The organism is Marinobacter lacisalsi (genome assembly GCF_042651045.1).
Taxonomy (GTDB): domain Bacteria; phylum Pseudomonadota; class Gammaproteobacteria; order Pseudomonadales; family Oleiphilaceae; genus Marinobacter; species Marinobacter lacisalsi.
Genome location: NZ_JBHSDI010000010.1, coordinates 63,754 through 88,659, shown reverse-complemented (window position 1 = coordinate 88,659; position 24,906 = coordinate 63,754). Strand labels below are relative to the sequence as shown.

The window sequence follows — 24,906 nt, the reverse complement described above, 5'->3', positions numbered from 1 at the left end:
ACCCCGGTAACGCGGCGCGTACCGGGGTGGTTGCCAGCGTCAGAGCTCGCGGATCTCCAGCCCCAGACCGGCGACAGCGTCACGATTGTCATGGCTGGTGATAACCGCCGTGCTGGCCTTGTCCGGACGCAGCCAGTCTCCCGCCACCCGCTTCAGATCATTGACGGTAACGGCGAGAACCCGCTTGCGGAAGCGCTCCTGCTGCTCGGGCGTGCGCCCGAACAGGCGGCTGTGAAACGCATGGCGCGCCTCCCCTGCCGGTGACCGCGGCTTATCCAGCTGGCTGATAACGCCCAGCACCGCCTCTTCCAGTTGTTGCGGATCATGGTCAGTCTCCTGCAGCCAGGCCAGCGAGGCGTCGAAGTCATCCAGGGTCTCGGCCAGACGGGGATCCCGATAGGAGAAGAAACGGAAGGTACCATTGACATTGTCCTGGCCGGCGCCACCACCGTACGCTCCCCCTTTCTCACGGATGGCACGGTGCAGGAAGCCATTGCGCAGGAATCCACCGAGCACGGTCAGGGCCGCCGCATCCGGGTGATCTGGCGCCACACTGGGATAGGAACGGGCACAGAAGTTAACCTGGGTGGAAGTAAGCCAGGCTTCCCGGGTGTCGTAGCTGACCGGGTCGATCTGCCATCGGTCACCATCGGTGTCCGTCGCTTCCGGCCACAGGCTGCGAACCCCGTCAGCCATTGCGTTCAGGTGCTCCTCCTCCGCCACCAGCAGGAACTGCCGCTGCTGTTGGCGGAAACGCTGGTGCAGGTTTGCCAGATCCTGGCACAGCCTGCCCAGGGCGGCTTCATCGTCCAGGGTATCGTCAAGCTCCTTGGTGCCCTTGATGCCGGCGAGCCCACCCAGGCGGAAAGACAGCCACGCCCCCGGGCTGTGGCCCTGGGAGGCAGCACTCATCGCCAGGCCGTGGCCGCTGCCGGTAACCGACTGCTCCCGCCGGGCACGAATCTGCGCCACCAGCTCACGGATACGCCCCGTTTCGTCGAAACGGGCATTATCAAACACATCCCTCAACAGTTCCGACAGGGCCTTGCGGTTCCGGGCCAGGGCCTTGCCACTGAGAATCATGTAACCATTCAGCGTCTGCACGTCGTCCACAGTGCCCCTGGCGGAAACACTGGCGCCAATACCACCGCTGCAGGCGGAAATACGATGTTGCATTTCCATGTAATCAAGGTCTCCACAGCCCACTTCCGTCAGGATGGTGGTGTACAGCGGAAGCAGGAGCAGCTCGTCCCGGGACAGGGACGGCAACTGGAAGATGGCCTGTTCATACACCAGGCCATTGGTACCCTGGGCGTAAAGCGCTGCGGGGAACGCCTCCAGACGATGACCATCCGGCATATGCGTCTTCAGTGGCACATCGCTCAGGTCCACCTTGGGCAGGATGGAGTCATCATCCTTGCGGTGCTGGCGCTCCTCAAGGGCCTGTGCCCGCTCGACAATCTCTTGTTGCTCTGGCTCACTGAGCTGCGCCTTGCGACGCTCCAAAGCCTGGCGAATCGCTTCCTGGCGACGGTTTTCAAGCTGGTCGTCGGGGCGCAGGGTCAGGGTCACCCGGTGCGGGTTGTCGATCAGCAGACGTCGGATCAGACCCGGCACATACTGCGGATCGCGGATCTTCTCCCGCATGGTTTCCAGAACCGGCTCCAGATCCAGCAACTCCACCGGATCGCCACCGTGAACCATCGGCGAAATGGCCGTCATGATCAGCTGCAGACCATAGGGGAAGCTGTCCCCTGCAATCTCCCGCTGATGCAGCTCCAGTTGATGCAGGATGGCCTCCAGGCGGTCCTCGGCGATACCCTCGTCGACAACCTTGCTGAGCACGCCCTCGATAAGGGCTTCCAGATCTTCCCGGCGTTCCGGCTCGGTGCCCTCGATGCCGCACACAAAGGTCATCTCCCGGTTGGAATCCTCCAGTCCACACATGGGTGATGGCGCTGCGGCGATATCCGTGGTCTCCAGGGCGTGCATCAGGGGCGAGGCACTGTTATCCAGCAACACGCTGGCTACCAGCTGGGCCTCCAGGTTCTGCTGGAGATCAAAGCTGTGCCCCAGCAACCAGCCCATCACCATGTGTGTCTTGCGTTCGGTCGGCTCACCGGCGCTGACGGCATAGCCCTGGTCGACCCGCACGGGAGAGAACAGACGTTTCTCGTCCCGCACCGGCAGGTCCACCTCCAGAGCGTCGAAGCGGGACAGGGCCAGTTCCTCGAAGCGCTCATGATGCTCCCGCGCCGGGATGTCGCCGTAGGTGCAGAAAATGGCGTTGCTGGGGTGATAATGATGCTTGTAGAAAGCCACCAGATCGTCATAACTCAGGTCAACGATCTCATCCGGCTCACCACCACTGTTGTAGTGGTAGGTGGTGGTGGGGAACAGGTGGCTGGACAGGTTCTGCCACAACTGCGAGGTGGGCGAACTCATGGCGCCCTTCATTTCGTTATAGACCACGCCCCGGTAGACCAGAGGGCTGGAGGGGTCGTCCGGCTTTTCGAATTCCAGGCGGTGGCCTTCCTGGGCAAAGTCCAGTGGATCCAGGGCCGAGAAGAAGACCGAATCCAGGTACACCGACAGCAGGTTGTCGAAATCCTTTCGGTTCTTACTGGCAAAGGGGTATGCCGTCCAGTCACTGCTGGTGAAGGCGTTCATGAAGGTATTCAGTGACCGGCGAATCATCATGAAGAACGGGTCACGCACCGGGTAGCGTTCACTGCCGCACAAGGCCGTATGCTCAAGGATATGGGCGACGCCGGTGGAGTCCATGGGAAAGGTCCGCAAGGCCACGAAGAAGACATTCTCATCGTTGTCGGCCGCCATGTGCAGGTGGCGGGCGCCGGTCTTGCGGTGAACATACTCTTCCATGGTCAGGTTCAGTGCCGCGATGGGATGGCTGCGAACCTTTTCAAAGGCAGGGTGTATGCTGGACTCGTTGGTAACAGTCATTCAGTGGTTGTCCCGTCTGGCGAATAGTTTTATGTAGATTATCACGGTATCCTCGCTCTGGTGGAGGACGATCACTCAAGGCTCCGGATGTGACCGGTCGCGAGTTCCCTCCCTGAGATTTCCCCTATGATGGAGGTGGGAAGGCTGATTGAAAAGCCCCGCCCGGCGACGTCCCAGATTGAGGAAACCGAGATCATGTCGGAAACATCCAGCCAGCTGACAGACTATTCAGCCCAGGCCCGGACGGGCAGCCACCCGGAGCCGCCGCGGCCAAAGGCGGCCAACGCGCCCGGGAGGAAGCCGACCGTTTCCCGCAAGGGCCCATCCACATCCCCCCAGCACAGCGACCGCCCGCGGGTACCCGACTCCACCGACTATCACAATGAGCGCCGCCGGTACCTGGCCCGTGCCAGACGCACCCCCGGGTTACGGCAACTCTATATCCGCAATCTGCTGGGTTACCTGCTGCTGCGGGGCGCCTGGTCGTTCGGCTTTTTCCCGGTAGTCCTGGCGTTCTGGGTTCCCCTGGTTCTCGCGGAGTTCAACCCGGTGGTGATGGTGCAGTCGCTGCTGCCACACCTGGAGGCCTTCGTGATGTCCAACCCGGAGGAGCAGGCACGCACTATCAGTATGCTGGTGTCCGGGTGGCTCTCCGTAGGGCTGTTCTTCTTCCTGTTTGATGTACTGATCAACCCCTTCCGGTCACCCTTCCAGAAAGAAGCGGACATCCATATGCGAGCCTGGTCACAAAGCCAGGGCCTCGTGCCCCCGGATGAAATGTGATCCAGGTGGCAATCGGCACTATTCCGCCCACCCTTTTGTAACCTTTTGTATCCATACCGGGGTAGACTGAACGGGTACAGGCGAATCCTGAACCCGATTCAGGGGTTCGCCCTGCATAAAAGTGCATAAGTGTATCCAGAGCCCCGGGGCGCAACGGCAACTGGCCGCTCACCGCCGTCACCAACGGGCCTGGTGGTCAACCCGGGAGAACGCCTCGATGGACATCAAGAACGCATTGCTGGTAGACGACTCCAAAGTCGCCCGTTTTACCCTGAGCAAGCTCCTGAAAGGCAGCAACATGGAAGTCAGCACCGCTGGTTCCGCCGAGGAGGCCCTGGACCTGCTGAGCAACTCGACACGCCCCGACGTCATCTTTATCGATCACCTGATGCCCGGCATGAACGGTGTTGACGCGGCCAGGGCGATTCGCAACAACCCCACAACGGCTCACATCCCCATTGTCATGTGCACCTCCGGGAAGTCTGCCGAGTTCGTGGAAACCGCCCGGGAGATGGGTGTCGACGAAATCCTCCCCAAACCCCCTGCACGGGACGGGGTTACCCGGGTGCTGGAAAAGCTCCGGGCCATGCCCGAGGCGGAGCCGGTAACCGTCAGCGAGGAAAGCCAGGTGCCCCCCGCCAATGACCCGGACATCCCTCTGCTAAGCGCCGACCAGGTGGCCATGGCGGCCCGGGCCGAGGTCAAGGCGCAGATCAGTGAGCAGCTCCATGAGCGCCTGACCCAGTTGTTCGATGACCAGGTGGGCTATCTTCGCCAGGGCATGGAAGAGCACAACGATCAGCACACCGCACTGATCAATGAGAAACTGGCCGCGCTGGAAGCTCTGCTGGATGTACAGCAGAAGGCCATCGCCAAGGCCGTCACTCACGAGGTCAATGGGCTGCTGACCAGGGCGCTGGAAAAATCCCTGGACAATGTCCGCAAGGACCTCCTGAAAACCATGGACAGGATAATCCGGGACCATAACGTGCACCTGCAGGAGCAGCTGGATCGTCAGCGTGATCAGGACCAGGAGTTCTGGAAATCACTTCAGGCTGACACCCTGCAGCAGGCGACCGAAGCATCGCGCCAGCAGGCCGAACAGGTGGCACGGCATCTGGACGACCTGACCGCCGGCCGCCGCCGCAAGTCCTCCCGCAACGCCTATGTTGGCGTTCTGGCTGTCAGCCTCGTTGTCGCAGGCGCCAGTATTGCCTGGATGCAGGGCTTGCTGCCGATCTGACAGCGGGCCCGCTTCTCTGGCGGAAATCACGTAACCAGTCAGGTTCACCCGAGCGCACTGAAATTTGGTAGAATGCGACCTGTTATCAGCCCACGGTCGCAGTCTTCCTGCCGGATGAATCATGAATCACCTGTTTATCGACAACCTCACCGTCATTGATTTCGCTTACCTGGACCACCAGCGTGGCCTGGTCGGGGAAAGCTGGATCGCCGATATCGTCCTCGGGGGCGAGCTGGATGAGCAGGGGATGGTGTTCGACTTCGGCAATGTGAAGCGCACCATCAAGCGGGTCATTGATGAGCGGGTGGACCACCGCCTGGTAGTCCCCGCCGGGGCCCCCTGCCTGCAACGTGAAGACAACCCCGGATGCCTGACCTGGCAACTGGCTGACGGTAGCCATATCCGTCATCAGGGACCGGAGCAGTCCGTTGTCTTCCTGGACCACTATGAGGTTGTTCCGTCTGCCGTGGCACGCCTGCTTGAGCTGGAACTGAAGGCGGTACTGCCCGCCAACGTCACGGCTGTGGAGGTCACCCTGCGGGAGGAGCTGATCCAGGGTGCCTACTATCACTATGTTCACGGCCTGAAAAAGCACCTGGGCAACTGCCAGCGTATTGCCCACGGTCATCGCTCCCCTATTCGCATCGATATCAACGGCCGCCGTCATACGGAGCTGGAAAAGCACTGGGCCCAGCAGTGGCAGGATATCTACATCGGTACCAGTGAGGACCTGAGCCAGAGCTGGACCGACTCGGACGGCACTGACTATGTCAGCTTCCATTACGATGCGGAACAGGGGGAGTTCCGGCTCGACCTGCCCTGCCAGCGAGTCTGGTTGCTGGAGACCGATACTACGGTGGAACTGATTGCCGCCTACCTGGCCGACGAAATCAAGAAGGAGCATCCGACTGATGAGGTTCGGGTGAAGGCTTTCGAGGGCGTTGGCAAGGGCGCTATTGCGGTTCGCTAGATATTGATTACCCCTCCCTGGACTGCAGATTGTCGGGGCAGGAGGCAGGTCGGTAAGACTTTTGAAAACACGCCCCGCAAGTACGTCCCTGGCCGATTTTTGCTCCTGCAAAATCGGCATTCCCGCCATCCATGGCGGTCATAGGGCTCGGGTCGCGCCATCCCTGGCGCTCCACGGTTTTCAAAAGCCTTCCCAACCTGCCTCCAGTTCTGACCTTGGAGTTAACTCACAAGAGTTAGCAGTTCGACCTTTTACCGGTACGCTTTTCTATAAATAGCTGCAGATATCGCAGCGAACCCCGCGGATAAAAATTCTCCGAGCTTGAACTGGCGTGCCTTGGCGTTATTACAAAGGTATACAAGAGCTGGGGTGGGAAGGCTTTTCCGGACCGTCGAGCGCCATGGACGGCGCTCGTCGAGCCCTACAGGGACGTACTTGCGGGGCGTGTCCGGAAAAGTCTTACCGCCCCGGCTCAAACACCCAGAGTTCGCAGTCTAGGTTTCGGATAGAAAGCAAAAAATATTCAGACACAAAAAAACCGCCCGAAGGCGGTTTTAATGCTGGCAACCCGGTGGACTAAACCGTGTTGCCAAATTGGCGTCCCCTAGGGGGTTCGAACCCCTGTTGCCGCCGTGAAAGGGCGGAGTCCTAGGCCACTAGACGAAGGGGACTAGAAATTGGTGGAGCCAAGCGGGATCGAACCGCTGACCTCAACACTGCCAGTGTTGCGCTCTCCCAGCTGAGCTATGGCCCCCAACGGCTGCGTATATTAAGGATCAGCCCCGGGGGCGTCAACACTTGAAACACATTTTTTTCAGTTTTCTGAACATCCCTGTCCAGTCCGTTCAATTCTCCACCAGATCGTTCATTCTGCGATCAGTGCCGCGTACTCTTTCTCGACCCGCTTGGTCTCCTTCTTGGAAAACCCGCCCAGCACATTCAGGGCATGGCGCAAACGGGCACGGGTCATGTCCGGCCCCAGCAACGCCATGGAGTCCATGACCGACCAGGAATTGGGGGTGCCGGCGATAGCCACGAAGATGGCGAACATGAAATCCCCCATCTTCAGATCCATCGCCTTGGCCAGCCCCTTGATGTCCGCAAAGATATTCTCCTTGCTCCAGTGGCGCTGGGCTTCCAGCTTCCACAGGGCAAACTGCAATACCCGCCTGACCTGCCCTTCTTCCAGCTTGTTATGGGCAAAGTCCTCCGGCGTCAGCTCCAGCATGCCCGAGAACATGAACGATGCCATGGGTGCCACATCCGAGAACACCTCCGCCCTGCCCTTCACATGGGGCACCAGGGCCCGCAAGGCGTCCTCGTTGAACCACCACTCGCGAAGGCGCGCGACGAATTGCTCGTCAGAGACATCCTCCCGCAGCCACAGGCCGTTGAGCCAGCGCAGTTTCTCCACATCGAACACCGGCCCACCCAGGGAAACCCGGTTGATGTCGAAATGCTCGACCATCTCGTCCAGGGTAAACTTCTCACGCTCGTCGGGCATGGACCAGCCCATGCGGCCCAGATAGTTGGTCACCGCTTCCGGCAGGAAGCCCATGCGCTCATAGAAGTTGATGGAGGTGGGGTTCTTGCGCTTGGACAGTTTGCTCTTGTCCGGGTTGCGCAGCAGCGGCAGGTGGCACAGCACCGGCATATCCCAGCCAAAGTACTCATAGAGCAGTTTGTGCTTGGGTGCCGAGTTGATCCACTCCTCACCTCTCAGCACGTGGGTGATCGCCATCAGGTGATCGTCCACCACGTTGGCCAGGTGGTAGGTGGGCATGCCGTCGGACTTCAGCAGGATCTGGCAGTCCACCTGGGCCCAGTCGATCTCGATGGTGCCCCGGAGCATGTCGTCGATTTCACACACGCCCTCATCCGGCACTTTCATGCGGATGACGTAGGGATCACCGGCATCCAGGCGACGTTTGACTTCCTCCGCCGGCAATTCAAGGTCACCCTTGATACCCGGGTTCTGGCCATTGGCCTTGCGCTCCTCACGGATGGCTTCCAGCTCATCCGGGGTACGGAAACAGTAAAAGGCATGCCCTTTCTCGACCAGGTCCATGGCATAGCGGGCGTAGGAGTCCTTCCGCTCGGACTGACGGTAGGGGCCATGGGGACCGCCTACATCCGGACCCTCGTCCCACTCCAGGCCCAGCCACCGAAGCGCGCTCAGGATGTCCTGTTCCGATTCCGCCGTGCTGCGGGCCTGGTCGGTATCCTCAATCCTCAGGATGAACTGGCCGCCATGCTGGCGGGCGAAGCACAGGTTGAACAGGGCCACGAAGGCCGTGCCCACATGGGGGTCACCGGTGGGCGAGGGAGCAATTCGGGTACGTACAGTCATTAACGGGTCCTGCCTGACGCAGAGGGTGAATGGAAAGGCGCCATTATACCGAGCCTGCCCTGAAATCCCATGAAGCGAGCATGTCGTCTTTTGTCACATTGGCTTTGCAGCCCTCAACATTTGTTATATTATAACATTTCTATTCGACGACCATGGACAATCAAACGCTATGCCTGCATTACCGAAAACAGGCCAGACCCTGCTATTACTGATGTGCACCCTGCTCCTGAGCACCCAGGCCTTTGGGGCCTCCGGGCGCCCGCAGGTAGTCACTTCCCTGAAGCCCCTGGAATTACTGGTGCATGCGGTGGCCCATGATCAGGTGGAAGTATCGACCCTGGTGCCAAGCGGCTCCAGCCCGCATACCTATCAACTGCGCCCTTCCGAAAGACAACGGCTGGCATCAGCGGACCAGGTCTTTTGGGTGGGCCCGGGCATGGAGAACTTCCTCACCCGACTGCTCACCGGTCCCGATTTCCAGGACCGTACCATGGCACTGGGGGTCATCGATGAGGAGCCTCACGATGGCCATGAGGATGAACACCATGACCATGAAAAGGAAGAACAGAAACACGAGGAAGAGGAGTCCGACCATCACAGTGGCCACGACCATGGTGGCGGCGAAGATCCCCACATCTGGCTGGACCCGACCCTGGCCCGGACCATGGCGCGGGACATCGCCGAACAGTTGAAAACCCTGGAAGGTGTGGATGCCTCCGCCATTGACCGTAACCTCGCCGACTTCAACAGCAATGTCATTTCCGCTGAAGACAGGATTCGCCAGCAGTTGGTCCCGGCCCGTGAACTGGACCTGTTCACGTACCATGACGCCTTCCGCCGTTTCGCTGAACATTATGGCCTCAGCATTGCCGGCGTACTGACCCTGAGCCCTGAGCGCACACCCGGCGCCCGTCATCTGGCCGGGGTGCAGAATCGACTCGCCAGCGCCAGGCAACCCTGCCTGCTGACCGAACCCCAGTTCGACCGCCAGTGGTGGGACTCATTGATGGACGATGTGGACATCCCTTTAAGCACCTGGGACCCGCTGGCCGGCAACATCGAAGCCTCACCCCGGGGTTATGTGCTGTTCCAGCAGAGCCTGGCGGACGCCGTTCTACACTGCCTGCCAGAGAACGCCGAGTAACAGTGGCAGGGTCAGCATGCCCAACAGGGTCTGGCCACTGATGATCGCCGCCATCAGGGGGGCATCGCCCCCCAGCTGGCGGGCAAGGATGTAGGAGGAAGTGGCGGTGGGCAGTGCCGCCAGCAGGATGGCCGCCTTCACCATGGTGCCATCCATGCCCAATGCCAGGGCAAGCCCCAGGGTCAGCACCGGGAACACCACGAGCTTGGCCACCGACGACACCAGAAACGGCGCCGACGCATTGCGCAGGGCCTTCAGCTCCAGGCCCGCACCCACGCACATCAGGCCAAGGGGCAGGGCCAGGTCACTCAGGGGCTCCAGGATACCGGCCACAATCGGGTGAAAGCCCACCCGAAAGAAACTCCAGACGACCCCGATCACCGACCCGATAATAAGCGGGTTGGTCACGATGGCCCTGAGCACCGGCGCAAAGCGCAACCGACCCTGGCTGCAGGTTACCGAGAACATCAGGATACACAGCAGGTTCAGCAACGGCACCTTGACCGCCACTGCTACCGCTATCAGCGAGAGCCCCTCATCTCCCAGCAACATGCCGGCGGCAGCCAGGCCCACGTAGGAATTGAAGCGAATGCCCCCCTGGAATACCGATGAATAGACCGGCCCCGGCCAGCGCCAGATGAGCTGGATGACCACCAGTATCAGGGTCATGACCACCAGCATGGCGGCAATCAGCACAAGGATCTCGCCATAGGCGGAGGCGGGAAGGCGCGCCTGCCCCAGCTTGTAGATCAGCATGGCCGGAAACAGGGCGTAGTAGGTGAAGCGCTCGGCCAGGGGCCAGAAGCCCTCGCCGGGAAACTGCCAGCGGCGAAACAGGTGCCCGATCACGATCAGCACGAATACCGGTATCAGGGCCTGGACCACAACTGACATTCTTCGTCCCTCGAGGCGTAAAAGCTGAGGATGCTACCATTAAGTCCCGTCAGGGAACACGGGGTCAGCGCCCCGTTTTCAGCTGCTCCCAGTAACGGTTGTACACCTGGATGGCCTCGTCGCCCACGTCTTCCTGAAACTCCGCGTTCTCCATATCCTCACTGGTAGGGTAGCTGGCGCGGTTGTTGGCAACATCCTCCGGCAGAATGTCCCGGGCCGCCAGGTTGGGCGTGGCGTAGCCGATGCTCTCACTGATCAGTGCGGAGATTTCCGGCTGCAGCACAAAACTGATGAACTGGTGGGCCGCTTCCGGGTTGGCAGCGTTTTTGGGGATAACGAAACTGTCCAGCCAGACAATCACACCTTCCTCCGGATAGATGTACTCCAGTGACGGCATGTCTTCCTTGCCCATGACCGCCTCACCGTTCCAGATCATGCCAATGTCGGTTTCACCTTCCAGATAGGGCATACGCGGCGCGTCCGAGTTGAAGGTGCGCACCGAGGGCATCAGCTCGCTCAGCTTTTCATAGGCTTCCTCGATTTTCCGGGGATCACGGGTATTACCGGAATAGCCCAGCACACTCAGCCCCACGTGGAAGACCTCACGCATATCATTGGTCAGCATCACCTGGCCTTCGTACTGCTCATCCCACAGGTCAGCCCAGCCTGTTACCTCCGAAGGATTCACCGCGTCGGTGTCGATGGCCAGGCCGGTGGTGCCCCACAGATAAGGCACGGAATAGGCGTTGTTCTCGTCAAAGCTCTGGTTGACCAGCTCCGGGTCCAGCTTGTCGAAGCCCTCGATCTGGCTGCGGTCAATCTCCATCAGCAGGTCTTCGTTACGCATCTTGTTGACGTAGTAGGTGGACGGTACCGCCAGGTCATACTGGCTACTGTCATCAAGCAGCTTGAGGCGGGCATACATGGCCTCATTGCTGTCGTAGGTGGTGTAGACCACCTCGATGCCGGTCTCTTCCTCGAAGCGATCAAGCACTTCCTGAGGCATGTACTCGGACCAGTTGTACAGGTTCAGTACTTGTGCTTCTTCCTCCTGGCCGCTGCAGCCCACCAGGGTGACCGCTGCCAGACCGGCAATGGCAAGTTTCTTCATCGTTTACTCCTCATCAGAATCCATTGGGACAACACAAGCATCAGTAGTGAAAACACCAGCAACAGAGTGCCCAGGGCGTTCACTTCCGGTTTCAGGCCGACACGCACCATAGAGTAGATGCGCAAAGGCAGAATTTCATACCCGGGGCCACTGACGAAGGTGCTCACCACCACATCATCCAGGCTGAGGGTAAAACCGAGCAGCCAACCCGCCAGCAGCGCCGGCATGATCACCGGCAGCAGTACCGTACGGGTCATGGTGAAGTCCGAGGCACCCAGGTCCCGGGCCGCTTCCGGCAGGCTTTCGTCAAAGCCGCTCAACCTTGCCATGACGGTAATCACCACAAACGGCAGGCAGAAGGTGACATGGGCCAGCAGCAGGGAAACATAGCCCAGCTCAATACCTACCAGCAGGAACAGCGCCAGCAACGAGATCGCCAGCACGATTTCCGGCGACATCATCACCACGAACAGCATGCCCCGCAGCGCCTTCTTGCCCCGGAACCGGTACCGATGCAGCGCCAGCGCTGTCAGCGCACCGATCAGGGTCGACAGGGTGGCGGCGGAAATGGCGAGCCACAGGGAATTCCACAGCGCCTGCATCATCGCGTTGTTGTCGAACAGAGCCTCGTACCAGCGCAGGCTGAAACCGCCCCAGCGATACCCGGTACGGCCATCGTTAAAGGAGAACACCACCAGCACGGCGATGGGAATATACAGCGCCAGGTAGACGAGGCCCAGATAGGCCCTTGGCAGCCAGCGGGTCATACGTCGCTGCCCTCACCAAGCCGCCGTTGGCTGTGCCGGTGAGTGAACAGCAGCAATGCCATGGCCAGGGTCAGCAGGATGGCCGCTGCCGCACCAAAGGGCCAGTCACGGGCGTCCAGGAACTGATTCTTGATGACATTACCCACCAGCAGGTTGCGGGACCCACCGAGAATATCCGGCACAAAGAAAAGCCCCATGGCCGGCAGCAGCACCAGCATCACCCCGGCCAGGATCCCCGGCAGGGTCAGCGGAACCACCACATGAATAAAAGTGCTCAACCGCCCTGCCCCCAGATCGTGGGAGGCCAGCAGCAACTCCTGACGCAGGTCATCGAAAACGGAATACAGCGGCAGGATCATGAAAGGAAGCAGCAGGTACACCAGCCCGACGATCACCGCCCCCTCGGTGTAGAGCATACGCATGGGCTCATCGATAACGCCAAGGGCCATCAGGCCGTTGTTGATCAGGCCGTTAGTGGCCATCAGCAGCTTGAGGGCGTAGGTGCGCACCAGGGAATTGGTCCAGAAGGGCACAATCAGCAGGAAAATCAGCAATAGCTGGCGCTCCCTGGCCACGCGGGACAGCGCCCAGGCAAATGGATAACCGATCAGCAAGCAGATAACAGTGGTCATCGAGGCCATGTACAGGGAGTGCAAGAAGACTTCCAGGTACAGCGGATCTATCAGGCTACGGTAATTCTCGAAGGTGACCGGCAGCGAGATAAAGGTGCCCGGGTCCCGGGTCAGGAAGCTCGCGGCCACCACCAGCAGGTTCGGCACCAGCACCAGGGCCAGCAGCCATCCCCAGACCAGTACCAGCACCCCGGTGCGGAAGGGTTGCCGCAACCCCCTAAGCATCCGCCGCCTGTTCCTCATCAGCAGCCCCGGGTTCCATTGGCAGCAACCATTCCCAGCCTTCCACCCAGCTCACCCGAACAGGTTCACCCAGGCTGTAGTCGAAAGTGGGATCATCCTCATCGAAGAATTCGCTGGCCATCACCTCGGTGCCGTCCTCCAGGTGAATGACCGAGTCCAGCGTGCTGCCCTTGTAATTGCGCTCAACCACCTTGCCGGGGAAGCCGTGGTCGGCGTCCGGTTCCAGCACCCGGATATCCTCGGGCCGCAGTAACACATGCACCGCCTGGCCATTGGATACCGGAAAGCGCGGAGCCGGCATGGAGCGGCGGTAACCCGATACATTGACGGTGATCTGCTGGTCACTGACCTGTTCCAGGGTGCCGGGAAACAGGTTAGTCTCGCCCACGAAACGGGCGGTGAAAAGGTTCGCCGGGCGCTCGTAGATTTCCCTGGGCGTGCCCTTCTGCTGGATCTGCCCGTTCATCAGCACCACAACACGATCCGACATGGACAGGGCTTCTTCCTGATCGTGGGCGACAAACACGAAGGTGATGCCCAGCTCCCGCTGTAGGCGCTTGAGCTCTATCTGCATGGTGCGGCGCAGCTTGTAGTCGAGGGCCGACAATGGCTCATCAAGCAGGAGCAGCTTCGGGCGCTTGACCACCGCCCGGGCGATGGCTACCCGCTGCTGCTGCCCCCCGGATAACTGGTGCGGTTTACGGCGGGCAAACTCCCCCAGCTGCACCATGTCCAGCACATCGTTTACCCGCCAGCTTATCTCGTCCTTCGGCCGTTTCTCCATTTTCAGACCATAAGCGACGTTGTCGTAGACCGTCATATGGGGAAACAGGGCGTAGTTCTGGAAAACGGTGTTCAGCGGGCGCTGTTCCGGCGGCAGGTGGGTGATGTCGGTACCGGCCAGCTCAATGGACCCGACATCCGGAACCTCGAAGCCTGCCAGCAGGCGCAGCAGCGTGGTCTTGCCACAGCCGGAAGGCCCCAGAAGGGTAATGAACTCCCCGTCGCCTATATCCAGATCCAGGGAATCCAGCACCGTCTTGCCGGAGAAACTCTTGCCGAGATTTCGTAATGAAAGCAGCGTCTTCTGTGTCATCAGGGGCGCCCGAAAGATGAGGTGGCTATTTTTTCAGAAAATGGGGGGATGAGCAAAGGCCAGCCAATAAACCTCTATACGCAGATGTGGAGGTCGATTCCATGGTCGGTGTCTAAGGCAAAACCGAATAGTTTTACACTATTTCACAAACGTTCTCGGGCACCTCAGATACAGTTGTACGAACCAAATGGAGGTCACTATGTCAAAATGGATTCTACTCACGCTCGCTGCAATCACCATCCCCCTTCCCGGACACGCTGCGGTCTACCAATGCCAGGTTAATGGCTCAACGGTGTTTTCAGACCGACCGTGTGGAGACGATGCCAAAGAGCTCGATCATAAGGCCGCGCCGATGATCGGAGGATCGATGGCTACTGAACAGGGAGAGACCTTCGTCGAGCAGCGGCAGATTGAACGGAAGATTCGCAGGCTGGAACGGGAAAAGGACCAGGCTGAACACGATATGGATAAGGCGTTGGCTGACTGGCAGCGCAATAAGCGTCGAGCCGCTAACAACCTTGCTGGCGCCACCTGGGAGAATAGCCTTGCCCAGGAGGCTGAAGTGCTCCGCAAGCGTTACCAGTCTGAGATCGATTCCATCAATGCAGAAATCGAAGAGCTCAGAGAGCGTAAAGCAGAACTATAGCTGTCTGATCATCGAGGTCAGGCGACGCCTCTTCTGCAATGCAATATCGAGTCAGTCGGGCCGGATGCCCCCTCACTGCGATTCGGAATACGACTACAGATCGCAATCGGCAATCAGGTATACTGGCGGTTTTCCACCAAGCATTTGACTGCCTGCAATGATCGCTACCCGAACACCTGTCTCCCGCCGCTTCAGCGTCGCCCCCATGATGGACTGGACGACCCCTCACTTCCGCTACCTGGCGCGGCTGCTCAGCCGCCGTGCCCTGCTGTACACGGAGATGGTCACCACCGGTGCGCTGATTCACGGCGATACCGGCCGGTTCCTGCGCCATCACCCGGCGGAATACCCGCTGGCATTGCAGCTGGGCGGCAGTAACCCCTCTGAGCTGGCGCAATGCGCGGCCCTGGCAGAAGAGTATGGCTTTGACGAGGTCAATCTGAATGTGGGCTGCCCCAGCGACCGTGTGCAGAACAACATGATCGGCGCCTGCCTGATGGGACACCCGGAGAAAGTGGCTTTGGGTGTGAAGGCGATGATGGCAGCCACGTCCCTGCCGGTAACGGTCAAGCACCGCATTGGCATCGATGGTCGCGAATCCTGGGAAGACCTGTGCCACTTCATTGAAACCGTGGCCGCAGCGGGTTGCCGGACGTTTATCGTCCATGCCCGCATTGCCGTGCTGGAAGGCCTCAGCCCCAAGGAAAACCGGGATGTTCCGCCGCTCAAGTATCCGTGGGTGTATGACCTGAAGGCCCGCTACCCGGAGCTGGAGATCATCATCAATGGTGGCATCAAGACCTTCGATGAATGTCATGAGCATCTGAGGCACACCGATGGCGTGATGCTGGGTCGTGAGGCGTACCATAACCCCTGGCTGCTGGCCGGCGTGGACAGTGAGTTCTTTGATGAACCGGGCCCGGTCGCCACCCGCCACGAGGCCCTTCAGGCCATGCTGCCGTTTATCGAGGATGAGCTGGACCGGGGCATCTACCTGAGCAATATCACCCGGCATATCATGGGACTGTTCCACGGGCAGCCTGGCGGCCGCCAGTTCCGCCGGCATATCAGTGAGAACGCCCACCGCCCGGGCAGTGGTATCGAAGTGGTGCTGGATGCGCTGGCGAAAGTACACCACCCGGCGCCCACCCCTGCCCGGGAAGCCGTTACCTGACGGGCCCGTAAGCATCTCCTGTCTTGTTCCTGTCCTGACAGCCGGTTATCGTATCGGTATACAAGCCTGCGCCAGGACGCATACCGAACGACACAAGGAACAGGATCCATGACCAGCAAACTTGAACAACTGAAGTCCATGACCACCGTGGTGGCCGATACCGGCGACCTGGAAGCCATCGCCACATGGCGCCCAGAGGATGCCACCACCAACCCGTCCCTGTTGCTGAAGGCCGCGGCCTCCGATGCCTATCGGCCGATGCTGGATCAGGCCGTGGACTACGCCAGCCGCCAGGGCGGCAGCGATCAGGAACAGCTGGCCTGGGCCACGGATACCCTGGCCGTGCTGGCCGGCAAGCAGATTCTGGACCTTATTCCCGGCGTGGTATCCACCGAAGTGGACGCCCGGCTGTCCTTCGATACTGTTGCCACCGTGAACAAGGCCCGGCGGATCATTGAGCTCTACGACCAGATGGGGGTCGACACCAGCCGGGTACTGATCAAGATCGCGTCCACCTGGGAAGGCATTCGCGCCGCCGAACAGCTGGAAAAGGACGGCATCCGCTGCAACCTGACCCTGCTGTTCTCTTTCACCCAGGCGGCTGCCTGTGCCGATGCCGGTGCCTTCCTGATTTCGCCCTTCGTTGGCCGCATCCTCGACTGGCACCTGGCCCACAGTGACCGGGACGCCTTCGCGCCGGCAGAAGACCCCGGCGTGCAGTCGGTGAGCCGCATCTACAATTACTACAAGACCCATGGCTACGACACCGTGGTGATGGGCGCCAGCTTCCGTAATATGGGCGAAATCGAGCAGCTGGCTGGCTGTGACCGGCTGACCATCAGCCCTGCCCTGCTGCAGGAGCTGAAGGAAGACACCGGCGACCTGCCCCGCAAGCTGTCCCCTGACAACGCCACCAGCCAGGACCGACCGACTGCCATGGATGAGCGCCGATTCCGCTGGGAATCCAACGAGGACGCCATGGCCACCGAAAAACTGGCCGAGGGTATCCGACGGTTTGCCGCGGACCAGATTGAACTGGAGCAGCGGGTCAGTCGGCTGGCCAGCGCGGCCTGACCATAAGGAATACCGACAATGATAGACCGCCTACGCGAGATGCTGTTCCCGGATACAGGAACGGCCGGCGGCTCCCCGGACCCGGACGGCCACCAGCTGGCCGTCGCCGCCACCGCACTGATGGTGCAGCTCTCTCGGGTCGACAATAACGAGGACGAACGGGAACTGAATACCATTGTGGACTGTGCCGTTCGCGTGCATGAAGTGACCCACGATGAAGCCCGCTCGATTCTGGATGACGCCCTGAACCATGCGGACGACTCCACGTCCCTCTATGAGTTCACCGGCGTACTCAACGAACAACTGAGCCTGCAGGCCAAACAGGCCGTGCTGGAGAGTATCTGGCGGGTGGCCCTGGCCGATGGTCGGGTCGACAAGTACGAGGAACAACTGATCCGCCGCATCGCAGAACTGCTTCATCTTCATCACCGGGAATACATGCAGGCACGGCACCGGGCCGAACAGCCCCGCTGAATCAACCCCCAGGAGGCATTCCATGCTCGCCATTCTTCATCCGGATACGCCACTGGACAGTGACGCCTATCGCCAGACCCTTCATTTTCTGGAGCACCTGCCGGGCGTGACCGTCAAGGTCCACGAAGTGGAAGGCGCGGTTCAGCGTCTCACCGAACTCTACCTGCTGGGCGATACCAAGAGCCTGGACAAGGACGAAATTGAGGCCCTGCCTGCTGTTGAGCGGGTCATCCGCATTTCCGACGACTACCGGATTCTGGGCCGGCACCGGGACGACCAGCGCCAGTCGGGCTTCACTTACAACGGCGTGGAGTTCAGCCAGAATAACCTGAACCTGTTTGCAGGTCTGTGTGCCGTGGATACCCAGGAGCATGTGGAAATCATGATGCGGGAACTGAGCGCCCAGGGCCAGCACTGCACCCGTATGGGCGCCTACAAGCCGAGAACCAATCCCTATTCCTTCCAGGGCCATGGCAAGAGCTGCCTGCCCTGGGTGTTCGAAACCGCAGGCAAGCATGATATCCGGGTGATCGCCATGGAGATCACCCACGAAAGCCACATCGAGGAAATCGACGAGTGCCTGGAGAAGCTCGGGCGACCCACCGGGGTCATGTTGCAGGTGGGCACCCGCAACACCCAGAACTTCGAGTTGCTCAAGGCGATTGGTCGCCAGAAGACCTATCCGGTGCTGCTCAAACGGGGCTTTGGCATTACCCTGAACGAATCCCTGAACGCCGCCGAGTACCTGGCCAGCGAAGGCAATGCCAATGTGGTGTTCTGCCTGCGGGGTATGAAAACCGATGCCGGCAGCCCCCACCGCAATATGGTGGATTTTGCCCATGTACCCACGGTCAAGCGACTCACACGGATGCCTGTCTGCATTGACCCCTCCCACTCCGTGGGCAGCCGTGACGCGGCCCCGGACGGCATTCCCGATGTCATGCATGCCACGGCCCAGGGCGTGGTCGCCGGCGCCAACATGGTACTGGTAGACTTTCACCCAAGGCCGGAAAAAGCGCTGGTGGACGGGCCCCAGGCCTTGCTCATGGAGGAGTTGCCCGCCTACCTTGAAGACGTGAACCAGTGCCACCAACTGTGGAAGAAACGTCAGGAGATCTACGGCAAGACGGGAGCAATGGCATCGACATGATCATCTATGGTCATCGCGGCGCCCGGGGCGAAGCCCCGGAGAACACCCTGGCGGGTTTCGAAACCGCCTACCGACGTGGGATCAGGCACTTTGAACTGGACGTCCAGCTCTCCTCTGACGGCGTACCAGTAGTGATTCACGACACCACGGTCGACAGGACGACCGGCCAGCAGGGCAAGGTGGCCAGTTTTACGGCAGCCCAACTGGCCACCATGGACGCCCGTCAGAACACCGCGCCATGGCCTGACGCCACCGGCATTCCGTCGCTGGACCAGGTTCTCGACGCCTGTCCCGAAGTTCTGCACTACCAGCTTGAAGTGAAACCGGACGCCCGCACTCGCCTCAACATCCTGTGTAACCGACTGACCGAACTGATCCAACGCCGGCGCCTGTTCGAGACAGTGGTGGTAACCTCATCAGACACCTGGTTCCTGCAGCAGATCAAGCGTCGTAACCGCAAGATCCACACCGGCTATGTGGCCGGAAGACGCTTTCCCCGGCCCGTGGCCACGGCCCTGCGCATGCACTGCAGTTACCTGATTCCGAGCTGGCGCATTTGCTCCAGGGACATGGTGCGCCAGGCCCATCAACTGGACATGCAGGTGTCCGTGTGGACGGTGAACCGGATTCACGACATGTTGGCCATGGAAGACCTGGGCGTGAACAGCATCATTACCGATTTCCCTACCAGCACCCACATCTATTTCGATAATCGCACCGTCAAACTGCCCCGTTCCTCCGAGATGGGCAACGAAGCCAGTAGCCAGGGCCAGAGCGCTGAGGCGAAAGCCTGAGGCCAGCCCGCCTCACGAGCTGGCCATACCGCCATCCTTTCTAGAAGATACGGTTAAGACCGTTCAGGGCCGCCACCCGGTAGGCTTCAGCCATGGTGGGGTAATTGAAGGTGGTATTAATGAAGTAGTTCAGGGAGTTGGCATCCCCCTCCTGATTCATGATGGCCTGGCCGATGTGGACGATTTCCGCCGCCTGGTCACCAAAACAGTGAATGCCAAGGATTTCCCGGGTTTCACGGTGGAACAGGATCTTCAGCATGCCCACCTTCTCACCGGTAATCTGCGCCCGCGCCAGATCCTTGAAGAAGGCCTGGCCTACATCATAAGGCACTTTCTTTTCGGTCAGTTCCCGTTCGGTCGGGCCCACCGAGCTGATTTCCGGAATGGTATAGATGCCCGTGGGAACATCCGATACAAAGCGGAAATAATCATCGTGGACAATATCCGACGCCACCGAACGCCCCTGGTCATAGGCGGCGCTGGCAAGGCTCGGCCAGCCAATCACATCGCCGGCGGCGTAGATATTCGGCACTGCGGTACGGTAGTGGTCGTCCACCTGCAGCTGGCCCCGGCTATTGGGCTCAAGTTCCACGTTCTCGAGGCCCAGGTTATCGGTATTACCGGCCCGGCCGTTACACCACAGGAAGGCATCCGCCCGGATTTTCTTGCCGGATTTCAGTGACAGCACCACGCCATGATCATCGCCGTCAACCGACTCGTATTCCTCATTGTGGCGAACCAGAACACCGGTATTACGCAGGTGGTAACTGAGCGCATCGGAGATTTCGTCATCCAGGAACGACAGCAGGCGACTGCCCGGATTGATCAGGTCCACCTTGACGCCAAGCCCGGCAAATATTGAGGCATACTCCGAGCCGATCACACCGGCACCGTAGATGATCAGTGTCCGGGGTGTGTGGGACAGGTTGAGGATGGTGTCGCTGTTGTAGATACGACGATGGCGGAAATTCACATCAGGCGGCATATAGGGGCGTGAGCCCGTGGCAACAACCGCCTGCTTGAAGTTAAGCACTTCAGCGGTCTTGTGTCCCCTGACCTCAAGCCGGTTCTTGTCCAGGAAAAAGGCGCGACCATTGATCAGATCCACGCGATTGCGGGAATAGAACTGGGTGCGCAGTTTCACCTGCTTCTCGATGACCTTCTGGGCGTTCTGCAATACCCGGGGGAAGGAAAACCAGCGGGGCTCGCCGATATCCCGGAACATCTGATTGGTGTTGAAAGTGATGATCTGCTTGACGGAGTGCCTGAGGGCCTTGGAGGGAATGGTGCCCCAGTGGGTACAGTTGCCGCCGACGGTGGGCTTGTCTTCAATGATTGCAACGCGCTTGCCATGTTTGGTGGCGTTCATGGCCGCGCCTTCTCCGGACGGCCCCGCGCCAATCACCACGACGTCATAATGATGTTCTGCCATCAAGACTGTCACTCCTTATCGCGTGGTAAAAGTAAACCCACGGCAACCGCCATAGCGGCTGCCGGGGGTATGGATTGTGTACTGCCCCCCGGCCCGGCCTTTCAGGATCCGTTGCGGTTGCCCTCTTCGGCCTGCACAGCGTTGTAGGCCAGGTCGCCCGCCTCCGGTCCGCTGGCCTCGGTATTTTCCTCGCACTTGCTGGTGTCACCGCCGCAGATCTCGCAGGGCCCGGTGATACCGGCAGCCCCCAGCCCACCACAGGTACCGGTGATGGGCTTGCGACCGAAGATCACACCCACGGACATGGCCGCTACCAGCAAGGCAACAATAAACAGAACCAACAGAAAGGTACCCATGACTACCTCCAGTCACTCAATCAGATAGGTGGCGAAGGCGGGGGTATGATAGGTTTCGAACCCGTCCCCTTCACGCACAATGAAATACACCGCCAGATTTTTCTGAAGGGCCAGGCGATAGCCCTCTTCGTAGCCTATCACGGTGAAAGCCGTGGCCCACGCGTCAGCCGCCATAGAGGTCCCGGCAATGACCGTGACCGAAGCCAGTCTATGCCCTACCGGCCGTCCCGTGGAGGGATCTATGGTATGGGAATAACGCTGCCCATCCGATTCGTAATAGTTACGATAGTCGCCGGACGTTGCCATGCCGTTCCGGTCCATGGCGATCACACGATTCACCTGTCGTGCCTGCGCCACCGGCTCTTCCACCGCCAGCCGCCAGGCCGAGCCATCGGGTTTGCGGCCACTGACGCGAACCTCGCCGCCAATCTCCACCAGGTAACGGCCCACCCCCTGCTGCTCAAGATAACGGGCCACCGCGTCCACACCATACCCTTTGGCGATACCGGACAGATCCAGGTACTGCGGCTGGTGCGCCCGGATAGCCTGCCGTTCGGCATCCAGCTCCAGGAAACGGAAGCCGGTGCGTGAAAGGCGCCGCTCAAGCTCTTCGTCCTCTGGCACCTGTTCAGGCCGGGCCTCGGGGCCGAACCCCCACAGGTTCACCACCGGCCCGATAGTGATATCAAAGGCACCGCCGGATTGTTCCGCCACGGATTGCGCCGTTTCCAGTACCTCGAACAGTTCCGCCGACACCGGCGTCCACTCGCTCTGGTCCTGCCGCTGGTTGAAGCGGCTCAGCTCCGAGTCGTCACGCCAGGTGGACATGGCGGCATCCACCGACTCAAGCGTAGCCTCGATACCCTGGGCCAGATCTTCAAGGGTTTCCCTGTCTTCGGTCAATACGACGTTAATATGGTATCGGGTACCGAAGATACCTCCGGAGATTTCCCAGATCTTTTCCTCTGGCTCAAACGAACAACCCGCCAGAGCGGCCACGGCCAGCACCCAGAAGATGCTGACCAGGACCACCCTGACGGGTCGTGACATGCCGGATGTCATCGGTTTATCTTAACCCCCGAAGTCGTCCAGCATGATGTTCTCGTCTTCCACGCCAAGATCCTTGAGCATCTTGATACATGAGGCGTTCATGATGGGCGGCCCACACATGTAGTACTCGCAGTCTTCCGGAGCCGGATGATCCTTCAGATAGTTTTCGTACAACACGTTATGGATAAAGCCGGTGGGGCCTTCCCAGTTGTCTTCCGGCAGCGCATCGGAAAGCGCCACATGCCACTCGAAGTTGTCATTTTCCTCCGCCAGCATGTCGAAATCTTCCACATAGAACATCTCGCGGACACTGCGGGCGCCATACCAGAAGCTGATCTTGCGATCACTCTTCAGCCGCTTGAGCTGGTCAAAGATGTGGGAACGCATGGGCGCCATACCAGCTCCACCCCCGATGAAGACCATCTCGGCATCGGTCTTCTTGGCGAAGAACTCACCGAACGGCCCCATCACGGTCACCTTGTCACCCGGCTTCATGTTGAACACGTAGGACGACATGATGCCCGGATTATGGTCAGTTCCCGGAGGCGGCGTCGCGATCCGGATGTTGAACTTGAGAACACCCTTCTCTTCCGGGTAGTTGGCCATGGAGTAGGCGCGGATGGTCTCTTCCTTGTTGATTGCCTTGTAGCGCCAGATGTCGTGCTTGTCCCAGTCTTCGTGGAACTCTTCCTCGATATCGAAATCCTTGAAATCGATTTCGTAGGGAGGACACTCGAGCTGCACGTACCCGCCGGCCCGGAAGTCCACTTCTTCACCTTCCGGCAGCTTCAGCACCAGTTCCTTGATGAAGGTGGCAACGTTGTGGTTGGAGACAACCTCACACTCCCACTTCTTCACGCCAAAGAATTCCTCCGGCACCTCGATCTTCATATCCTGCTTGACCGGTACCTGGCAGGACAGACGCCAGCCTTCCTTCTCTTCCCGCGGGGTGAAGTGGGTCTTTTCAGTGGGCAGCATGGCACCGCCACCGTCAAACACCTTGCACTTGCACTGGGCGCAGGTACCACCGCCACCGCAGGCGGAGGACAGGAAGATGCCACTGTTGGCCAGGGTACCCAGCAGCTTGCCACCGGCACTGGTTTTCAGGGTGTGCTCGGGGTCATCGTTGATCTCAATGGTCACATCACCGGTGCTTACCAGCCTGGAGCGGGCCGCGAGGATGATCGCCACCAGCGCCAGAACGATAACGGTGAACATGACCACGCCGAGAATAATTTCTGTATTCATGGTCTCGCCTTTTCGTTTAACCGAATCACCGGGTTGTTTACAGGGAAATGCCGGAGAAGGACATGAAGCCCAGGGACATCAGGCCCACCGTAATAAAGGTGATACCCAGCCCGCGCAGGCCTTCCGGAACGTCGCTGTACTTCAGCTTCTCGCGGATGCCGGCCAGTGCCACAATCGCCAGCGCCCAGCCCACACCGGCGCCGAACCCGTAAACCAGGCTCTCACCGAAGGTGTAGTCCCGTTCCACCATGAACAGTGATGCCCCCAGAATGGCGCAATTCACCGTAATCAGCGGCAGGAACACGCCCAGCGCGGCATAAAGGGCGGGGATGTACTTGTCCAGCACCATCTCCATGATCTGTACGATGGCGGCGATTACCCCGATATAGGTCAACAGCCCCAGGAAGCTCAGGTCCACGTTGGGCAGACCGGCCCACTCCAGGGCACCTTCCCGCAGGATGGTGTTATACAGCAGGTTGTTCACCGGTACAGTGACGGTCAGTACCACCACCACGGCAATACCAAGGCCGATGGCCGCTTCGATCTTCTTGGAAATCGCCAGGAAGGTGCACATCCCCAGGAAGAAGGCCAGCGCCATGTTCTCAACGAAAATAGCCTTCAGGATCAGACTGATATAGTGTTCCATCAGAAGGCCTCCTTGGCTTTATGGCGGGACAGTTTGAAGTCGGCTTCTTCGACCTGTTCCGGCTTCCAGGCGCGCAGTGCCCAGATTGCCAGACCGATTATGAAGAACGCGCTCGGCGGCAACAGCAGCAGGCCATTGGGCACATACCAGCCACCTTCGTTCACCGTCGGCAGCAATGTGAAGCCGAACAGTGACCCGGCGCCGATCAGCTCCCGGAAAAATGCGACAAACAGCAGCATCACTGAGTAGCCAAGACCATTACCAATACCGTCCAGGAAGCTGAGGAACGGGGTATTGTTCATGGCGAAACCTTCGGCGCGGCCCATCACGATGCAGTTGGTAATGATCAGACCAACGAACACCGACAACTGCTTGGAGATCTCATAGGCGTAGGCCTTGAGGATCTGATCCACCACAATAACCAGTGACGCAATGATGGTCATCTGCACGATGATCCGGATGCTGCCGGGAATCTGGGTACGAACCAGGGATACCGCCAGGTTGGAAAACGCCGTTACCGCGATAACCGCCAGACACATAACGATGGTCACGTTCAGGCTGGTGGTTACCGCCAGAGCGGAACAGATCCCGAGGATCTGCAACGCAATAGGGTTGTTACTGAAAATCGGTTCGAAGAGAACCTGTTTGGCTGAAGCGCCTGCCAT

General features: G+C 59.8%; 23 protein-coding genes and 2 tRNA genes. 10 read left to right on the top strand and 15 right to left on the bottom strand.

The features are described 5' to 3' along the window. Positions 1-39: 39 nt before the first annotated feature. Complete coding sequence (locus tag ACFOZ5_RS06295) at positions 40-2,964, bottom strand: insulinase family protein (protein ID WP_379886171.1); 2,925 nt, start codon at positions 2,962-2,964, stop codon at positions 40-42. Positions 2,965-3,159: 195 nt separating this feature from the next. On the opposite strand from ACFOZ5_RS06295, the gene ACFOZ5_RS06290 reads away from it, so the two are divergent. The 3 genes from ACFOZ5_RS06290 to ACFOZ5_RS06280 all read left to right on the top strand — a co-directional run bounded on the left by ACFOZ5_RS06290 (position 3,160) and on the right by ACFOZ5_RS06280 (position 5,960). Then, positions 3,160-3,747, top strand: a complete 588-nt coding sequence (locus ACFOZ5_RS06290) for a hypothetical protein (protein ID WP_379886170.1) — start codon at positions 3,160-3,162, stop codon at positions 3,745-3,747. 217 nt (positions 3,748-3,964) lie between these two features. Next, entirely contained in the window at positions 3,965-4,990 is a 1,026-nt protein-coding gene (locus ACFOZ5_RS06285) for a response regulator (RefSeq protein ID WP_379886169.1), read from the top strand. A 121-nt stretch (positions 4,991-5,111) separates the two neighbouring features. Continuing rightward, the gene (locus tag ACFOZ5_RS06280) at positions 5,112-5,960 is read left to right on the top strand and encodes a 6-pyruvoyl trahydropterin synthase family protein (RefSeq protein WP_379886168.1); all 849 of its coding nucleotides are present in this window, start codon (positions 5,112-5,114) and stop codon (positions 5,958-5,960) included. Between the two features lie 595 nt (positions 5,961-6,555). Here ACFOZ5_RS06280 and ACFOZ5_RS06275 read toward each other — a convergent pair. The 3 genes from ACFOZ5_RS06275 to gltX form a co-directional block, all read right to left on the bottom strand. Further along, positions 6,556-6,631 (bottom strand) — tRNA-Glu (locus tag ACFOZ5_RS06275). 7 nt (positions 6,632-6,638) lie between these two features. Continuing rightward, positions 6,639-6,714, bottom strand: a tRNA-Ala gene (locus ACFOZ5_RS06270). Positions 6,715-6,825: 111 nt separating this feature from the next. After that, positions 6,826-8,310: a glutamate--tRNA ligase gene (gltX, locus tag ACFOZ5_RS06265; RefSeq protein WP_379886167.1), complete on the bottom strand. Its 1,485-nt coding sequence runs from the start codon at positions 8,308-8,310 to the stop codon at positions 6,826-6,828. A gap of 169 nt (positions 8,311-8,479) precedes the next feature. On the opposite strand from gltX, the gene ACFOZ5_RS06260 reads away from it, so the two are divergent. Beyond that, positions 8,480-9,454 carry a zinc ABC transporter substrate-binding protein gene (locus tag ACFOZ5_RS06260; protein WP_379886166.1) on the top strand — a complete coding sequence of 325 codons (975 nt, stop codon included), beginning with the start codon at positions 8,480-8,482 and terminating at the stop codon, positions 9,452-9,454. On the opposite strand, the gene ACFOZ5_RS06255 is transcribed toward ACFOZ5_RS06260, so the two are convergent. The 5 genes from ACFOZ5_RS06255 to potA all read right to left on the bottom strand — a co-directional run bounded on the left by ACFOZ5_RS06255 (position 9,425) and on the right by potA (position 14,197). Then, positions 9,425-10,348, bottom strand: coding sequence for an AEC family transporter (locus ACFOZ5_RS06255; RefSeq protein ID WP_379886165.1), 924 nt, complete (start codon positions 10,346-10,348; stop codon positions 9,425-9,427). The genes ACFOZ5_RS06260 and ACFOZ5_RS06255 overlap by 30 nt on opposite strands. A gap of 64 nt (positions 10,349-10,412) precedes the next feature. After that, positions 10,413-11,459, bottom strand: a complete 1,047-nt coding sequence (locus tag ACFOZ5_RS06250; protein ID WP_379886164.1) for an extracellular solute-binding protein — start codon at positions 11,457-11,459, stop codon at positions 10,413-10,415. Continuing rightward, entirely contained in the window at positions 11,456-12,226 is a 771-nt protein-coding gene (gene potC, locus ACFOZ5_RS06245; RefSeq protein WP_379886163.1) for a spermidine/putrescine ABC transporter permease PotC, read from the bottom strand. Before potC ends, ACFOZ5_RS06250 begins: the two co-directional genes overlap by 4 nt. Beyond that, positions 12,223-13,083, bottom strand: coding sequence for a spermidine/putrescine ABC transporter permease PotB (gene potB, locus ACFOZ5_RS06240; RefSeq protein WP_379886162.1), 861 nt, complete (start codon positions 13,081-13,083; stop codon positions 12,223-12,225). The genes potC and potB overlap by 4 nt, the downstream gene beginning before the upstream one ends. Then, on the bottom strand, positions 13,076-14,197 hold the full coding sequence (potA, locus tag ACFOZ5_RS06235) for a spermidine/putrescine ABC transporter ATP-binding protein PotA (protein ID WP_379886161.1): 1,122 nt from the start codon (positions 14,195-14,197) through the stop codon (positions 13,076-13,078). The genes potB and potA overlap by 8 nt, the downstream gene beginning before the upstream one ends. A 199-nt stretch (positions 14,198-14,396) precedes the next feature. On the opposite strand from potA, the gene ACFOZ5_RS06230 reads away from it, so the two are divergent. The 6 genes from ACFOZ5_RS06230 (at position 14,397) to ACFOZ5_RS06205 (ending at position 19,509) form a co-directional block, all read left to right on the top strand. Next, a complete protein-coding gene (locus ACFOZ5_RS06230; protein ID WP_379886160.1) occupies positions 14,397-14,843 on the top strand; it encodes a DUF4124 domain-containing protein in 447 nt (148 codons plus the stop codon). Between the two features lie 157 nt (positions 14,844-15,000). After that, on the top strand, positions 15,001-16,017 hold the full coding sequence (gene dusA, locus ACFOZ5_RS06225) for a tRNA dihydrouridine(20/20a) synthase DusA (protein WP_379886159.1): 1,017 nt from the start codon (positions 15,001-15,003) through the stop codon (positions 16,015-16,017). Positions 16,018-16,125: 108 nt separating this feature from the next. Beyond that, positions 16,126-17,091, top strand: a complete 966-nt coding sequence (gene tal, locus ACFOZ5_RS06220) for a transaldolase (RefSeq protein WP_379886158.1) — start codon at positions 16,126-16,128, stop codon at positions 17,089-17,091. Between the two features lie 18 nt (positions 17,092-17,109). Then, on the top strand, positions 17,110-17,565 hold the full coding sequence (locus ACFOZ5_RS06215; protein ID WP_379886157.1) for a tellurite resistance TerB family protein: 456 nt from the start codon (positions 17,110-17,112) through the stop codon (positions 17,563-17,565). A 22-nt stretch (positions 17,566-17,587) separates the two neighbouring features. Then, entirely contained in the window at positions 17,588-18,715 is a 1,128-nt protein-coding gene (locus ACFOZ5_RS06210) for a 3-deoxy-7-phosphoheptulonate synthase (protein ID WP_379886156.1), read from the top strand. Beyond that, positions 18,712-19,509 (top strand): glycerophosphodiester phosphodiesterase, encoded by a 798-nt coding sequence (locus tag ACFOZ5_RS06205; protein ID WP_379886155.1) that lies wholly within the window; start codon positions 18,712-18,714, stop codon positions 19,507-19,509. Before ACFOZ5_RS06210 ends, ACFOZ5_RS06205 begins: the two co-directional genes overlap by 4 nt. Positions 19,510-19,549: 40 nt before the next feature. Here ACFOZ5_RS06205 and sthA read toward each other — a convergent pair whose 3' ends face one another. From sthA to ACFOZ5_RS06175, 6 genes are all read right to left on the bottom strand, one after another. After that, positions 19,550-20,941 (bottom strand): Si-specific NAD(P)(+) transhydrogenase, encoded by a 1,392-nt coding sequence (sthA, locus tag ACFOZ5_RS06200; protein WP_379886154.1) that lies wholly within the window; start codon positions 20,939-20,941, stop codon positions 19,550-19,552. A 101-nt stretch (positions 20,942-21,042) separates the two neighbouring features. Next, a complete protein-coding gene (gene nqrM / locus ACFOZ5_RS06195) occupies positions 21,043-21,297 on the bottom strand; it encodes a (Na+)-NQR maturation NqrM (RefSeq protein WP_379886153.1) in 255 nt (84 codons plus the stop codon). Positions 21,298-21,309: 12 nt separating this feature from the next. After that, a complete protein-coding gene (locus tag ACFOZ5_RS06190) occupies positions 21,310-22,347 on the bottom strand; it encodes an FAD:protein FMN transferase (RefSeq protein ID WP_379886152.1) in 1,038 nt (345 codons plus the stop codon). Between the two features lie 21 nt (positions 22,348-22,368). Further along, on the bottom strand, positions 22,369-23,595 hold the full coding sequence (nqrF, locus tag ACFOZ5_RS06185) for an NADH:ubiquinone reductase (Na(+)-transporting) subunit F (protein ID WP_379886151.1): 1,227 nt from the start codon (positions 23,593-23,595) through the stop codon (positions 22,369-22,371). A 37-nt stretch (positions 23,596-23,632) separates the two neighbouring features. Further along, positions 23,633-24,241, bottom strand: coding sequence for an NADH:ubiquinone reductase (Na(+)-transporting) subunit E (gene nqrE / locus ACFOZ5_RS06180; protein ID WP_264994148.1), 609 nt, complete (start codon positions 24,239-24,241; stop codon positions 23,633-23,635). Beyond that, a complete protein-coding gene (locus ACFOZ5_RS06175) occupies positions 24,241-24,906 on the bottom strand; it encodes an NADH:ubiquinone reductase (Na(+)-transporting) subunit D (RefSeq protein WP_379886150.1) in 666 nt (221 codons plus the stop codon). Before ACFOZ5_RS06175 ends, nqrE begins: the two co-directional genes overlap by 1 nt.